This window comes from Thalassospira sp. MCCC 1A02491 (genome assembly GCF_001613785.1).
Lineage (GTDB): Bacteria > Pseudomonadota > Alphaproteobacteria > Rhodospirillales > Thalassospiraceae > Thalassospira > Thalassospira povalilytica.
In genome coordinates this window covers 137,565-151,503 of sequence record NZ_LPVX01000030.1, presented here as the reverse complement: position 1 = coordinate 151,503, position 13,939 = coordinate 137,565, and the positions used below count along the sequence as shown (strand labels likewise).

Below are 13,939 nucleotides of genomic sequence, written 5' to 3'. Positions count from 1 at the left end.
GATCCCTTAAAAGATATGCATCAAGAACAGTGCCGATACCGTCAGCAGCGCGATCATGGTTGATGCGAATGCCGCGGCCTGCTGACCGACTTTTTCCGCAAGTTCCAATCGCGCCGGCCCCGAAGATTCAAGGTCGAAAACCTCGCTTTCGGCTTCGGAATATTCAGCCACGGCCTCGACAAATTCGGACTGATCCTTGCGGCGTTCCTGTTCATCATTGATCAGGTTGTAAAGCTCCACCAGATTGCCGCGCTTGGCCAGTTTCGGGATTTCGGTTTCAACCCGTTCCCGACGCGCCTTGCTGTGGAATACCTTGATGGCCGGTTCCATAAGCCGCGCCACCCAGTGCGACAGATTTTGCAAATTGTCCGGTCCGTGACGCCATTGCACAATCGCCAACATACTGATGATGGCGCGGCTGTATTCGACCTCGTCAGACGGGTTTTGCATGGCCATCAACTGGCCTTCGATATCATCTTCAAGACGGGTGGCGATGAAAGCAGCAATATGGCGATCCACCGGCCAGCTGTCTTCAGACGCACTTTCCGCTGCCTTTTCGAGCGCCGGAAGAAGTTGCGAAATTTCAACAACATATTCCTGTTCGATCATCGGGCTCAGGCAATGCTGGTTACGCACAAGCGCGTAAAGACAACGCTCATAGCCATAACCTGCACTTTGTTGCTGAACGTAATAGCGCAGGTTTTTATATACCTGCTGAAGCTTTTGAATTTCCGGGCTGAAGCCTTCCTGGCGGCCAAACCAGTAGGCCGGAATGTCGCGGACGATCACATCAGCAAATCGCTGTGGGCCACGTCCATGCTGCACGTCATAGGACAACATATATCCAAGACCATCGACCATGGCCGAAAAGCCCTTGAACCGGACCGGTCCCTGATGGTCCATGATCAGGATAGCACGTGCGACCAGAACATCTTCGGCCGCACGCTTGTCCGCGCCTGCCCATTGCAACTGCCGCATGGCATCTGCAAGTGCCTTGGCCCGATCATTGTCGCCAAGACCGCGCCGCAGCCAAATCTCGATCGTGCCGTCGCGCAATGGCGCAAGTGCACTGACCCAGTTCTTTGCCATTCCTTGGGCAAGGGAACGCACGGTATAGTAGTCACGCCCCGACAGGTTCTGGGATCGTGCGGCGCGTTTTTCGCTATTGGCCTGCACCGGCTTGGTCCGGCGACCGTCCAGCCATGCATTCAGTTCGGCAAAACCCCAGCGTTCTTCGGGGTCATCACAAAGCAACCCGCGAACCGGCTCGATCAGAACCAGTGGCAATCTTTCCTGTGATGCAATTGCCTGAAACGATCCCTTTGCCAGTTTGAGATCCATGATCTCCTGATCGCCCAGTTTACTGAGCGGACGGTGACCGATCCCGAGTTCCGCCAATGTCATGCCCAGGGCATACAGATCGTCCATGATGGTACCCGATCCGCGACCTGCGGCATCGGCGCTCATTCTGGCGGTTGTTTCATAGACAAGCGGCTGGGCATAGCCCGGTGGTGTCGCGGCACAATCCCCCAGAACGACTTTCTGGCGCAACGGGTCAGCATAAAACAGGTTGCCAGCACGAATATTGCGATGTGCCAGATTTTTTTCGCCAAAGGACTGCAACACACCCATAAGCGGTTCGATGACCACTGTGCCGATTTCGTGTTCGTCGATGGTCGCCTTTTTGCTTTCACCAGTGACGACACGACCGCCAGCGGGCTTTTCATAGAACAACACCATGGTGTTGCGCCCGAATGGCGGCCAATAGGCAATCTCGCTGTCAAGCAGGTCAATCTGACCTGCCATATGCATACCAGTCAGAAAGTTGATATGTTCCTGACGGGTTGGCAAGGCCGGGTCGGCAACAACCGCAAACGCACTGCCTTCATCGCGGCGTAAATTATCAGCGGAATAGGCCTTGCACGGGCCCATATCAAATTCCGGCATACGCAGATCAAGAAAGACCCGGAAATTGCCGATTTCGATGCTTTTGCCGCCGGTTGAAAACTCGACATTTTCCGGACCGGCTTCGGGATTGGTATCATCGGGTTCTTCGGGTGCAGGCGCACCGCCCCCCGGCGCATCCATCACTGGTTCTCGCGCAGCACCGCTCGAAACTTCCTGTTCCTGGTCTTCTGCTTGCTCTGCCATGATCCCGATATTTCTTTACGAGTTATCGTTATTTGGTGACGCGCATGATCTGATGAACCGTCATCCTGAGGCGACATTCAGTACGCTACCGTCAAAAGGTTGATAAAACGATACTTCTGATACGCCACACGAGCAAGCTGTTATAAGACCGGCACACCGGGCCTGCATGCGACAACACATTCAGACAAAACGAAAAAAGCCACCAGTCGGAACTGGTGGCTTTTGCTGTGCGATGCACAAACCCTGTATCAGGCGCTGAACGGGTCGTGAACCAGAATGGTGTCATCACGTTCCGGGCTGGTTGACAGCAATGCCACCGGCGCTTCGATCAGTTCTTCGATGCGGCGAACATATTTGATGGCTGCTGCCGGAAGATCGGCCCAGCTGCGCGCACCCATGGTCGTTTCAGACCAGCCCTCGATGGTTTCATAAACCGGCTTTGCCTTGGCCTGAAGACGCTGGTTGGCCGGAAGATGATCATAGATCTTTCCGTCAATGTCATAGCCGGTGCAGATCTTGATTTCATCAAAACCGTCAAGCACGTCAAGCTTGGTCAGAGCGATACCGGTGATGCCGTTGACTTTGACCGACTGGCGCACCAGGGCGGCATCAAACCAGCCACAACGGCGTTTACGACCGGTCACAACGCCAAATTCACGGCCACGTTCGCCAAGACGTTCGCCATCGGCGTCAAACAGTTCGGACGGGAACGGTCCTTCGCCGACACGGGTGGTATAGGCCTTGGTGATACCAAGAACATAACCAACACCGGACGGGCCCATTCCGGAACCGGCAGCAGCCTGACCCGATACCGTGTTTGAAGACGTCACGAACGGATAAGTACCGTGATCAATATCAAGCATGGTGCCCTGGGCACCTTCAAATAGGATACGCTTGCCAGCTTCCTTGAACTGGTTCAGCGATTTCCAGACGGTGTCAGAGAACGGCAGGATTTTCGGCGCGATTTCCTTAAGCTGGGCAAGAAGCTCTGCCCCGTCGACTTCCGGCTGGCCCAGACCACGCAAAAGCGCATTATGGTGGGTCAGAAGGTTTTCAACCTTTGCCTCAAGCAGATCAACATCGGCCAGATCACCAACGCGGATCGCACGACGACCAACACGGTCTTCATAAGCCGGGCCGATACCGCGACCGGTGGTGCCGATCTTGTTGTCACCCGATGCCGCCGCTTCGCGTGCACGATCCAGATTGCCATGCAGCGGCAGGATCAGGCAGGCATTTTCCGCCAGACGCAGGTTTTCCGGGGTGATATCCACGCCCTGCTCTTTCAGGCGGCCGATTTCGGCAAGCAACGCCCACGGATCAACAACAACGCCGTTGCCGATCACAGACAGCTTGTTCTGGCGAACAATGCCGGACGGCAACAGGCTGAGTTTATAGGTCACGCCATCGATCACCAAAGTATGACCGGCGTTATGACCACCCTGGAAACGCACAACGACATCGGCCCGTTCGGACAGCCAGTCGACGATCTTGCCTTTACCTTCGTCCCCCCACTGGGAACCGATCACGGCAACATTGGTCATCGCAAAACTCCTTGCGCGATAAAAAGTTCGTTCAGTTAGGGTCCAGACCCTAAGCGTTCAGCGGCACGACCTGGCCGCCAAGATAAATGTAATCACAGCCCATGCGGCGCGCTTCGACGCGCGCACCGTCTTCTGTTTTGGCCTCGGCAGCACCTTCAAGGGCAGCAACCGTGTAATGGCCTTCGGCACGCAATTTGCGGGCTTCTCGCTGCGGGGTACCAAGCGGAAGGTAAACCCGTTCCACCGGTTTCGCATCCGGAAGTCCACGCAAAATACTATCCATATAAAGCGACATGCCGGTCGCTGCTTCACCCGATGCGCCACCGGCCCGGTAACGGCCGCCACGCCCGATCTCACCACGGACATTGCGGGCAAACAGGGTAAAGCTGACACCGGTCTGATAACGGAAACCGGCCATTTCAACCGGATCAATGGTCAGGGCCGCATCAAGATCAGATGCCAGAATGCGTTCCGCAACATCAATCAAACGATAAAGCTCCTCGGATGCGCCTAACGGCAGTTCGAGCTTTTTAAGCTTTGGCAATGCCGTTGTCGCCGGACCGGCCGCCTCAAGCAAGGCAACAAGCACATCGGTAACCTTGCCATCCATCACGCGAAGGGCCGCGACGTCGCGACGTTCAAGCGCCTCGGTCAGGGCTTCGCGATCATCACGCGACACACCGAATGCATCAAACAGGCGTACGGGCAATGTCGGCAGGTTCAGGTCAACCGAAACATCGGCAAGACCAATGGTTTCAAGTGCTTCAAGCGCCAGCAGAACAATCTCGGTATCGGCTGCGGCACTCGAAACGCCAATAAGTTCCGCACCAACCTGTGCGAACTGACGTTCCGGGCGCAGGTGCGATCCCTTGATCCGCAACACATCCCCGGAATAGGACAACCGCAACGGCCGCGGCGCATCGCCAAGACGGGTGGCGGCAATACGACCGACCTGCGGGGTCATGTCCGAACGCAGCCCCATCATGCGGCGCGATTCAGGATCCATAAGACGGAAGGTCTGGGTTGCCAGTTCCGGAGCGGCCCCTTCGAGCAGGCTTTCTTCAAACTCGACCAGCGGCGTTTTCACACGGTCATAGCCTGCATGTGCCAGACTGGCCATCAGCTTTTCGCGGATTTCGGCTTCCCGCGCAGCGGTTCCCGGCAGGACATCCTGCAGGCCGGCGGGCAAAAGTGCTTTCCTGGCGAGTTCGGTCATTTTGTGTGCTTTCCCGGACGAGGCGCGCAAATTCAATCAGGCTCGATAATGCCCCAAGGATTACTCAAGGCTCACTATCCGGTAGCGGTTACTACCGCGTTGTGCCGGACAGGGCAACGGGGAAAACCCCAAAAACGCAAATAATACGTACGAAATGTTTCTCAGGCAGCGGAAAACTCGGCTTTTACCACCGCATAAGCCCAATCAAGCCACGGCAAAAGTGCCTTGATATCGCTTGGTTCCACGGTCGCACCACCCCAAATCCGCAGGCCAGCCGGCGCGTCGCGGTAACCATTGATATCAAGGGCGACATTTTCCGCTTCAAGCAGCTGAGAAATCTTTTTCGGAAGTGCTGCCTGCTGATCTGCGGGCAATGCCAGTGCCCAGGGATCGACAATCTTGATGCACATCGATGTGTTTGATGCGGTTGCCGGGTCTTCGGCAAGATCGGCAGCCCAGTCGCTGGTCGCAAGCCACGCGTCAAGATGGGCGCGGTTTTCGCGGGTACGCGCCAACAGACCATCAAGACCACCAATGTCTTCTGCCCATTTCAGGGCGTCAATCGCATCTTCGACAACCAGCATCGACGGGGTATTGATCGTTTCACCGCGGAAAATGCCATCAATCAGCTTGCCACCCTTGGTCATGCGGAAGATTTTGGGCATCGGCCATGCCGGCGTATGGCTTTCAAGGCGTGCAACGGCCCGCGGGCTCAGGATGATCACACCATGGCCGCCCTCACCGCCCAGAACCTTCTGCCAGCTATAGGTCACGACATCGAGCTTGTCCCACGGCAATTCCATGGCAAAAATCGCCGACGTCGCATCACAAATGGTCAGGCCCTTGCGGTTATCGGCGATCCAGTCCCCGTTTGGAACACGCACACCGGCGGTCGTGCCATTCCAGGTAAAGACAACATCACGATCAAAATCTACAGAACCAAGATCGGGCAGCTTGCCATAATCGGCATCAAGGGTGCGGACATCATCAAGTTTAAGCTGCTTGACCACATCCGTGACCCAAGTCGCGCCGAAACTTTCCCACGCCAGCATATCGACACCGCGCGCGCCCAAAAGCGACCAAAGCGCCATCTCGACCGCACCGGTGTCGGATGCCGGAACAACGCCCAACAGGTAGTTATCAGGCAGGTTCAAAACGGCGCGCGAACGGTCAATGACTTCTTCAAGACGCTGTTTGCCCAGTTTGGAGCGATGAGAACGACCAAGAATTTCCGTTTCAAGCGCAGAAGCAGACCAGCCCGGACGCTTTTTGCACGGACCCGACGAAAAGTTCGGGCTTGCAGGGCGAAGTGCGGGCTTTGCGAAAGCGGGATTCTCGGCAGTCTGGGCCATCGGCATATTCCTGAGCAGCTGGAACGATCCGGCCGGATCATTCCCGATCAAATTAGGGGGCTGATCCTATTGACACAAAGGCAAAAGTCAAACGCCTTCGACACAGACAAGCCAGCCAATTTTGCATGGCTGGCCATTCTCTGAAAATCATCATGGGCTGATTGCCCATACGGGATCAAAACCCGATCAAAACGGGATGTCGTAATACCACGGCGCAAACAGGCTGAACGCAATCCAAAGCAACACAATCAAAGGCGTTCCGGCCTTAAGGAAATCGATAAACCGGTAATGCCCCGGCCCCATGACAAGCAGGTTGGTCTGATAACCAACAGGCGATGCAAACGAACAGTTCGCCGCCATCACCACCGCAATTGCAAAGACATGCGGCGGCACGCCAAGTTGCTGGGCCATGCCGATTCCAATCGGCGTAAACAGAACCGCACAGGCATTGTTCGACAGCACATTGGTAAAGGCCGCCACAATCAGGAAGAACAATGACAGGATGACCGGTGCCGGTGCCCCGCGTGTCACCGTCAACAACTGATCGGCAACGAATTCCGCCCCGCCAGTCAATTGCAACGCATTGCCCAACGCCAATGCTGCTGCAACCAGCAGCACGATCTTGCGATCAATCGCGCGCGATGCCTGCCGCAAATTGAGCGCCCCGGATGCAATCATAAGCCCCGCACCGATGAAGCTTGAAACCATGATCGGAACAATGCCGGTCGCGGCAAGCGCAATCACACCAAGGAAAATGGTTGCCGCGCGGCGGGCATGGAACGGACGCGGCAAGGTACGCGTCGACCATTCCAGCAACACCACATCACGAATGGTGCGCAGTGCCTCGACATCTTCGGAACGCCCCTGCACCAGCAAAACGTCCCCGGCCTCAAGGCGGATTTCCGTCATTTGGGTACGGATCATGCGTGAACGGCGCTGAATACCCAGAACAAGACATTTGTACTGATAGCGGAAACCGATCTGTTCAAGGTTAAACCCGATCAGACGCGAACCGGGCGGCAACATGACTTCGGCCAGAAGCTGGGTCGATTTCTGTGGCGTTTCTTCGCCATCGCCACTGACGGCAGCAGCATCGGCATGCAGAAGTCCCGGATCCTTCTGAAGGGCCTCGGTCAGGGCCTTGCGGGTCGCAGCAACAACCAGAACATCACCCGCCTGAATTTCCATATCACTTTCAAATGGCGGCAATTCCGCATGTTCGCGACGCACGATCATTTGAATGGTGATGTTGGGCAGGTTTTTGAAGAAGCCCGCCACCGGACGGGTTCCGATCATTTGCGATGCCGGGCCGACCGTGATCTGGGCAATGAACTGTTTGCCACTGCTGTCAGGATTGGCAAGCTTGCTACGCATCGATGCCAGGGCCGGCAAAAGGCGCGGCGCAATGAACAGAACATAGACAAAACCGGCAATCGCCAGAACACTGCCAACCGTCGTGAATTCAAAGAATTCCAGCCCCGGCATGCCCAGTTCGATCAGGGAACTGGAAACCAGAAGGTTGGTTGACGAACCGATCAGGGTGGTCATCCCGCCCAGAATCGCGGCATAGGAAAGCGGGATCATAAGAGCACTTGGCGAACGTTCAATCCGCTCTGCCAGGGCCTGAATGATCGGGATAAAGATAACAACAACCGGCGTATTGTTCAGGAATGCCGACATCAGCATAACCACGAACAGGCCGATAAAAATCGCAACGGCTGCGTTCTTGCCGCCATGTTCGGTGATCAGGCCGGCGATATAACTGACACCACCGGTAAGCACCATCCCTTGTCCGACAACAAGCAGGGACAGAACCGTCAATAATGCCGGGTTGGCAAAGCCGGACATAATCGTGTCCGCACCCAGCAGGTTTTCACCATTGCCGTCAAGCAACGGGAAGAATTCGAAAAACAGCAACAGGGTCGCAATCAGCGCCATGCTGGTCAGTTCAAGCGAAATGCGCTCAAGCCCGTACAGGACAAGCGACCCGGCAACAAGTGCCAGGACCACCCACATCTGCATTGGCGTCGCAGAACTGGCGACAACACTTTCGATCACGATAAATCTACCCCTGTAAAACCAGCACCCTTTGCGGTTTCAGGCACGGAATTTTATCCCTGCGCCCTGCCCGCATTCATCGTATTTTGCCTTTACTTAGACGAAAGCCCTATGGGCCGGTCAATAAAAAAACAGCGTCGCGGCGGTTCAATGCGGATTAATCGGTACGAACCGGCCAATGAAAAACCGCCGTTTTACATATGGTTTTCGCAAACAAAAAGCGGACAACAATCCTGTTGCCCGCCCTGTGCCTTGAAACTGAATGCCGCATTTTACGCCGGCACAACAATTTCACCCTTAAGATACAGGACGGCCTCGCCCTTCAGCTCGACCCGGTCGCCCGCAACCTTGCATGCAACAACCCCGCCGCGTGCAGATGCCTGATATCCGACGACATCGGCCTGACCAAGCTTGTCCGACCAATAAGGGGCCACCACACAATGCATATAGCCCGTCACCGGGTCCTCATTGATCCCGATCGCCGGCACGAAAAAGCGTGAAATCATATCAATCCCGGTCTTGTCCCCCGGTGCCGTCACGATCACCCCGCGTCCGGTCAGGCGGCCAAGCACCGACATGTCGGGCGCCATGTCCCGCACGGTTTTTGCATTGTCATAGACGGCAACAATGTCGGTATCACGACTGGCAACGACAAAGGATTCAACAGGTTTGGCACCGCCAAGTGCCGTCAGCACATCTTGCGGAATTTCGTTAGTCTTGATCGGTTGTTTGGGAAAGTCGAGGACGATCGCATCATGGTCGCGCCGGGCCGTCAAAATACCGCTTTTGCTTTGCAGTTTAAGCAAATCCGACTTGAAACCAAGATGGTTGAAAATCACAAACGCGCTGGCAAGGGTTGCATGCCCGCAAAGCGGCACCTCCACCGTCGGGGTAAACCAGCGGATGTGAAAATCGGCTTCATCCTTGTCATCATACGGAACAAAGAATGCGGTTTCCGACAGATTGTTTTCCATGGCGATTTTCTGCAAAACATCGTCGGCAAGCCAACCCGACAAGGGCACAACCGCCGCCGGGTTACCGGCAAACAGCATGTCGGTAAAGGCATCAATCTGATAGATCGGCAAAGTCTGGGTGGTCATATCTTGGTATCCTGAAGACGGAAAGTTCTGCTTTTCTCATGCTATCCGAACCTAGAGAAATTCGGATCAAAGAGCCATCTCGATTGCTTGCTTGACGATGGCAAGATCGTGATCCTGCGTCCGCCAGTTTGAAAAGGCCGCGCGGAACCCGAACCGCCCGCCATAAATCGTCGGCGTCAAAAAGGTCTTCCCGCCCGCATTGATCCGATCAAGCAAGGCACGATTATCATCATCGCTGCCAACGGATGCGAACATCGTGACATTGAGTTTCGGTTCGCGCAGCAATTCAAGTTTTTCATGCGTGCGCACCCACATGGCCAGATCGACCGCCTGATCGCAATTGGCCCGGATGACCGCCGCCATTCCGTCAATGCCATAGGCCATCATCGTCATCCAAAGCGGCAAGGCCCGAAACCGTCGGGAATTTTCGACGCCCCGATTGATATAGCTGTTGCCGATTGCCTTGGTCTCAAGATACGGGGCAAAGGCACGGCAGCAGGTTTCCAATACCGAAATATGCCGCGTCAGGAATATCCCGCAATCATAGGGCACATTAAGCCATTTATGCCCGTCAGACGTTATGGAATCCGCACGGTCCAAACTGGACAGAAAATGTGCCCTGCGATCATCAAGTGCGGCAAAGAAACCGAATGCGGCATCAACATGCAACCATGCCCCAAATGCCGCACACAAATCGGCAATCGCATTCAAGTCATCAAAATCGGTGGCATTGACCGTCCCGGCCGAGGCAATGACAATCTTTGCGCGCGCGTCGCTGGCTTCAAGCTTTGCCCTAAGGTCAGAAAGATCCGTTTCCTCGGTCCCCGGGAGTGTGGCGACCTTGATAAAACTGTTTCGACCAATCCCGGTTATCGACAGGTCCTTGATCATGCTGGCATGCGGACTTGCCGCAAAGATCGCAAGATCGGGCAGGACCGACGCACCATCCGCATCAATATTGACACCGACCTGCTCGCCGCACCATTGCCGGGCCGTGACCAATCCCAAAAGATTGGAAACCGTTGCCCCGGCGGTCAGCACACCATCAAACCGGTCTCGGGGCAGATTGCCGATATCACACAGCCAGTTGATGACCTGTTCCTCGACGGCGGCATTGACCGATCCTTCCGGGCCGGTCGCATTCTGATCGACCGCGGATGCCAGCCAATCACCGACAAGGGCCGCCGGGGTGGTACCGCCGGTAACAAATCCAAGATAACGGGGTCCGATTGATGCGGCGAGCAGCGGCAGAATTTCTTCCTTGGCTGCCCGCAACGCATCAAGCGTGCCGCTTCCCTGCCTTGATAAGGGGCGCGAGGGGTCAAAAGCAGAGAAATCGCGACAGGTCACATCCATGTCATCCGCCCCCTGAATAAAGCCATGGGCGACATCACCGGTTTCCACCAGGATACGGCCAAGCTTTTCAAGGTCATCAAACATGAGATGACGCGCGTCCTCAGTGGGGCTGAGTGGCGCACGATTTGAACGATAGGTCATCTTTCGTCTCCCGAAAGGATGCGGGCAAAGTCGGCCCGATCGATATTGGCCCCGGTCAGGACAAGGGCGACTTTTTTGCCAATATTGCGATCACGTTCAGCAATTGCCGCGGCCAGCGGCACCGCACCGGCCCCCTCGGCCAGCGTGTGACAGCAACTGAAATAAAGACGCATGGCATCTGCGATCTGATCATCACTGACAGCAACAATGTCGGCTGCGCCCTTTGTGATGATTTCAATCACCCTGGGGTCGGGGCTTCGACACGCCACGCCATCGGCAAATGTATCAGCAACGGGTGTATTGATCACCTTTCCGGCCAGAAAAGACTGACGCACGGCATCTGCGCCACAGGCAACCACCCCGACAATTTCCGTATCAAGGCCCAACGCATCGCGCACAGCAATCAGCGAACAGATCCCCGATCCCATTCCAACGGGAACGTAAACGCGATCAAGCCCCTTTATATCGTCAAACAGTTCCAGCCCATAGGAAGCAACACCACGCACAAGTTCCGGATGGAAAGGCGGAACCATGACCGCCCCTTCGCTTGTGGCATAGCTATGTGCAAATTCTGCTGCGGCCTGAAAATCGTCGCCATGCTCGATCACCTCGGCACCCCAGGCGCGCATGGCAGCATTCTTTTCAACAGAATTGCCGTGCGGAACGACAATGGTTGCCGCCATTCCGAAACGACTGGCCGCATGGGCAAGACTTTGCCCGTGATTGCCCCGCGTTGCCGAAACAATACCGCGCGCAGTATCGGGCAGCCGCCCCAGATACCGGCAAAAGGTCAAACCACCGCGAATTTTAAACGCGCCCAGTCGGGTATGGTTTTCATGTTTGACATACAGGGACAATCCCGTCGCCCGATCAAGAAGCGGCCAATGGATTGTCGGGGTCGGCGCAACGAAATTATGAACAAATGCGGCCGCATCACGCAATTCGGTCAGACTGAACATTCACATTGTATCCCTGAATTCGGCAGATAAAGACAATTGACCCGAACATCGATCCCGGAACCGGACGGAGGCACGATGGGAGCACGCGCCTCCGTCACGCGCGGGGTGGCTAGCCGCGCGGTGGCAACCCGTTCCAGAATGGCTTTGACAGTTCGGTGTCAATGTCTGCACGCGACAGCCCGACATCCTTAAGCATATGATCATCAATCCATTGTATCGCATGACGGTTGCGCGCACGCGATTGCAGACGTGCAACAAACTCGATAGCAGAGATTGCAATACCAGCCATTGCCGCGCGCCAGGTCACAGGCTTGTTGCCCTGCTTGCCCTTGGTCAGTGCGCGATCCGTGACATGAATATCGGGAATCTGGATTGTATCGTTACAATTTACCATTTCCATCTCCTATCGGTTAATTGTCTCGATATTGTTTTGTCATTGACATTGTCATTGTGTCAATTTAAACATTGTCACCATGACAATGTGGCTCCCCAACCTTTCAGAAGCCGGCGGTCCTGTTTATCGACAGATCGCGCAGGCCATTCGCGAAGCAGTCAAGGATGGCTCCCTTAAACCGGGTGACCGACTGCCAACCCACCGCGACCTTGCCTATCATCTGGGCGTTACAGTCGGCACGATTACGCGGTCCTACCGCGAAGCGGAAAGATTGGGACTTGTCGCCGGCGAAGTCGGACGCGGGACTTATGTTCTTGATAACATTCAGTCCGAACTCGACATGGCCGCAACTGCGCCCATCCCGATGGCCTTTACCAACAACCTTGCCCAGATGGGCCGCAAACCGGCCTTTGCCCACGGTGCCGCTGATGACAGCGAAGACACCGGGCCGATCAATTTTCGAATGAATTGCCCCCTGCCCCCGCAGGAAGGTCACATTCGTCGGACATTGCTTGAAATTGCCGGCACCATGCCGATTGACGATATGGTGTCCTATAAATCGGAATACGGGGTTGCCCACCAGCGCGAAGCATTGGCCCACGCCGCCGGTCGGGTTGGACTTGATGACAATCCCGAACGCGTCCTGCCGACCGCGGGTGTCCAGCACGGCATGACCGTATCGCTTCTGGCAACAGTTCGCCCCGGCGATCTTGTTTTATGCGAAGAACTGACCTATCCGAACCTGCGCAGTTTGGCCAATTTGCTGCAATTCCGCCTGCGCGGTGTCGCCATGGATGATCAGGGCATCCTTCCCGAGGCCCTTGAAAATATCTGTCGCACGCAAAGTCCGCGCGCAATTTACCTGATGCCGACCCTGCATAATCCGCTGTGCAGCACCATGGATCAGCAACGTCGGATCGAAATCGCCGAAATCCTGCGCAAATATGATCTGACACTGATTGAAGACGGCATTTATCATTTCCTTGATCCGGACGCACCGCCGCCCCTGTCGTGCTTTGCCCCGGAACGCAGCATCTATCTTGATGGCGTATCCAAAAGCATCGGCGGCGGTTTGCGGGTTGGTTATATCCATGCCCCCGGCGAAATGATCGGCAAACTGGCCAGCGCCATTCGATCGACCTGCTGGATGGTATCGACCATCAATCTGGAACTGGTCACCCGCATGATCATGGATGGCAGCCTTGCCCAATACGAAGCCTGGCACCGCAATGAAGCCGCCCAGCGCCTGGCCGTCATTCTTGGAACCCTTAAGGGATACGACGTCCGCTTCCACCCGACCAACTATCATATCTGGCTTGAACTGCCCGATCATATTGATCCGGGTGAACTGGTCATGAATGCTGCCAATAGCGGCGTTCTTTTGACCGCAGCCCAACAGTTTTCCGTTGGCCATGTGCCGCGCGGGTTGCGTTTGTGTTTCGGGGCTGAACGATCCGCCGAACGGTTGCGTCGCGGCGTACAGATTGTCGACCGGCTGCTCAAAAGCAGCGACTTCGGCAATGCTGCCGTGATCTAGGGCCCAGACACCGGATCTTGCTCCATCATCTTGGCTTTGATGACGTTTGCAGGGGGCACTATCGCGCGGCAACAGCAGGGTGGTTTCGGGTTTCCTGTCGCCATTTCAACAATTTCCGCACGCAACGCTTG

The 13,939-nt window shown here is 55.7% G+C and carries 10 protein-coding genes; 1 reads left to right on the top strand and 9 read right to left on the bottom strand.

The features are described from left to right. Window positions 1-6: 6 nt before the first annotated feature. The 9 genes from AUQ42_RS12130 to AUQ42_RS12090 all read right to left on the bottom strand — a co-directional run bounded on the left by AUQ42_RS12130 (window position 7) and on the right by AUQ42_RS12090 (window position 12,271). Window positions 7-2,151 (bottom strand): hypothetical protein, encoded by a 2,145-nt coding sequence (locus AUQ42_RS12130; RefSeq protein ID WP_068519340.1) that lies wholly within the window; start codon window positions 2,149-2,151, stop codon window positions 7-9. A 248-nt stretch (window positions 2,152-2,399) separates the two neighbouring features. Beyond that, a complete protein-coding gene (locus tag AUQ42_RS12125) occupies window positions 2,400-3,695 on the bottom strand; it encodes an adenylosuccinate synthase (protein ID WP_068519339.1) in 1,296 nt (431 codons plus the stop codon). Window positions 3,696-3,744: 49 nt separating this feature from the next. Beyond that, window positions 3,745-4,911, bottom strand: a complete 1,167-nt coding sequence (locus tag AUQ42_RS12120) for an ATP phosphoribosyltransferase regulatory subunit (RefSeq protein ID WP_068519338.1) — start codon at window positions 4,909-4,911, stop codon at window positions 3,745-3,747. A gap of 161 nt (window positions 4,912-5,072) precedes the next feature. Further along, complete coding sequence (locus AUQ42_RS12115; RefSeq protein WP_068519337.1) at window positions 5,073-6,263, bottom strand: phosphoserine transaminase; 1,191 nt, start codon at window positions 6,261-6,263, stop codon at window positions 5,073-5,075. 186 nt (window positions 6,264-6,449) lie between these two features. After that, window positions 6,450-8,321, bottom strand: coding sequence for an SLC13 family permease (locus AUQ42_RS12110; RefSeq protein ID WP_068519336.1), 1,872 nt, complete (start codon window positions 8,319-8,321; stop codon window positions 6,450-6,452). A gap of 272 nt (window positions 8,322-8,593) precedes the next feature. Further along, the gene (locus AUQ42_RS12105; RefSeq protein WP_068519335.1) at window positions 8,594-9,421 is read right to left on the bottom strand and encodes a PhzF family phenazine biosynthesis protein; all 828 of its coding nucleotides are present in this window, start codon (window positions 9,419-9,421) and stop codon (window positions 8,594-8,596) included. Between the two features lie 66 nt (window positions 9,422-9,487). Further along, the gene (locus tag AUQ42_RS12100) at window positions 9,488-10,918 is read right to left on the bottom strand and encodes a pyridoxal-dependent decarboxylase (RefSeq protein ID WP_068519334.1); all 1,431 of its coding nucleotides are present in this window, start codon (window positions 10,916-10,918) and stop codon (window positions 9,488-9,490) included. Continuing rightward, window positions 10,915-11,877 carry a threonine dehydratase gene (locus AUQ42_RS12095; protein WP_068519333.1) on the bottom strand — a complete coding sequence of 321 codons (963 nt, stop codon included), beginning with the start codon at window positions 11,875-11,877 and terminating at the stop codon, window positions 10,915-10,917. Before AUQ42_RS12095 ends, AUQ42_RS12100 begins: the two co-directional genes overlap by 4 nt. 109 nt (window positions 11,878-11,986) lie before the next feature. After that, window positions 11,987-12,271, bottom strand: coding sequence for a DUF1127 domain-containing protein (locus AUQ42_RS12090; protein WP_068519332.1), 285 nt, complete (start codon window positions 12,269-12,271; stop codon window positions 11,987-11,989). A 79-nt stretch (window positions 12,272-12,350) separates the two neighbouring features. On the opposite strand from AUQ42_RS12090, the gene AUQ42_RS12085 reads away from it, so the two are divergent. Continuing rightward, entirely contained in the window at window positions 12,351-13,808 is a 1,458-nt protein-coding gene (locus tag AUQ42_RS12085; protein ID WP_068519331.1) for a PLP-dependent aminotransferase family protein, read from the top strand. The last annotated feature ends 131 nt before the right edge of the window (window positions 13,809-13,939 follow it).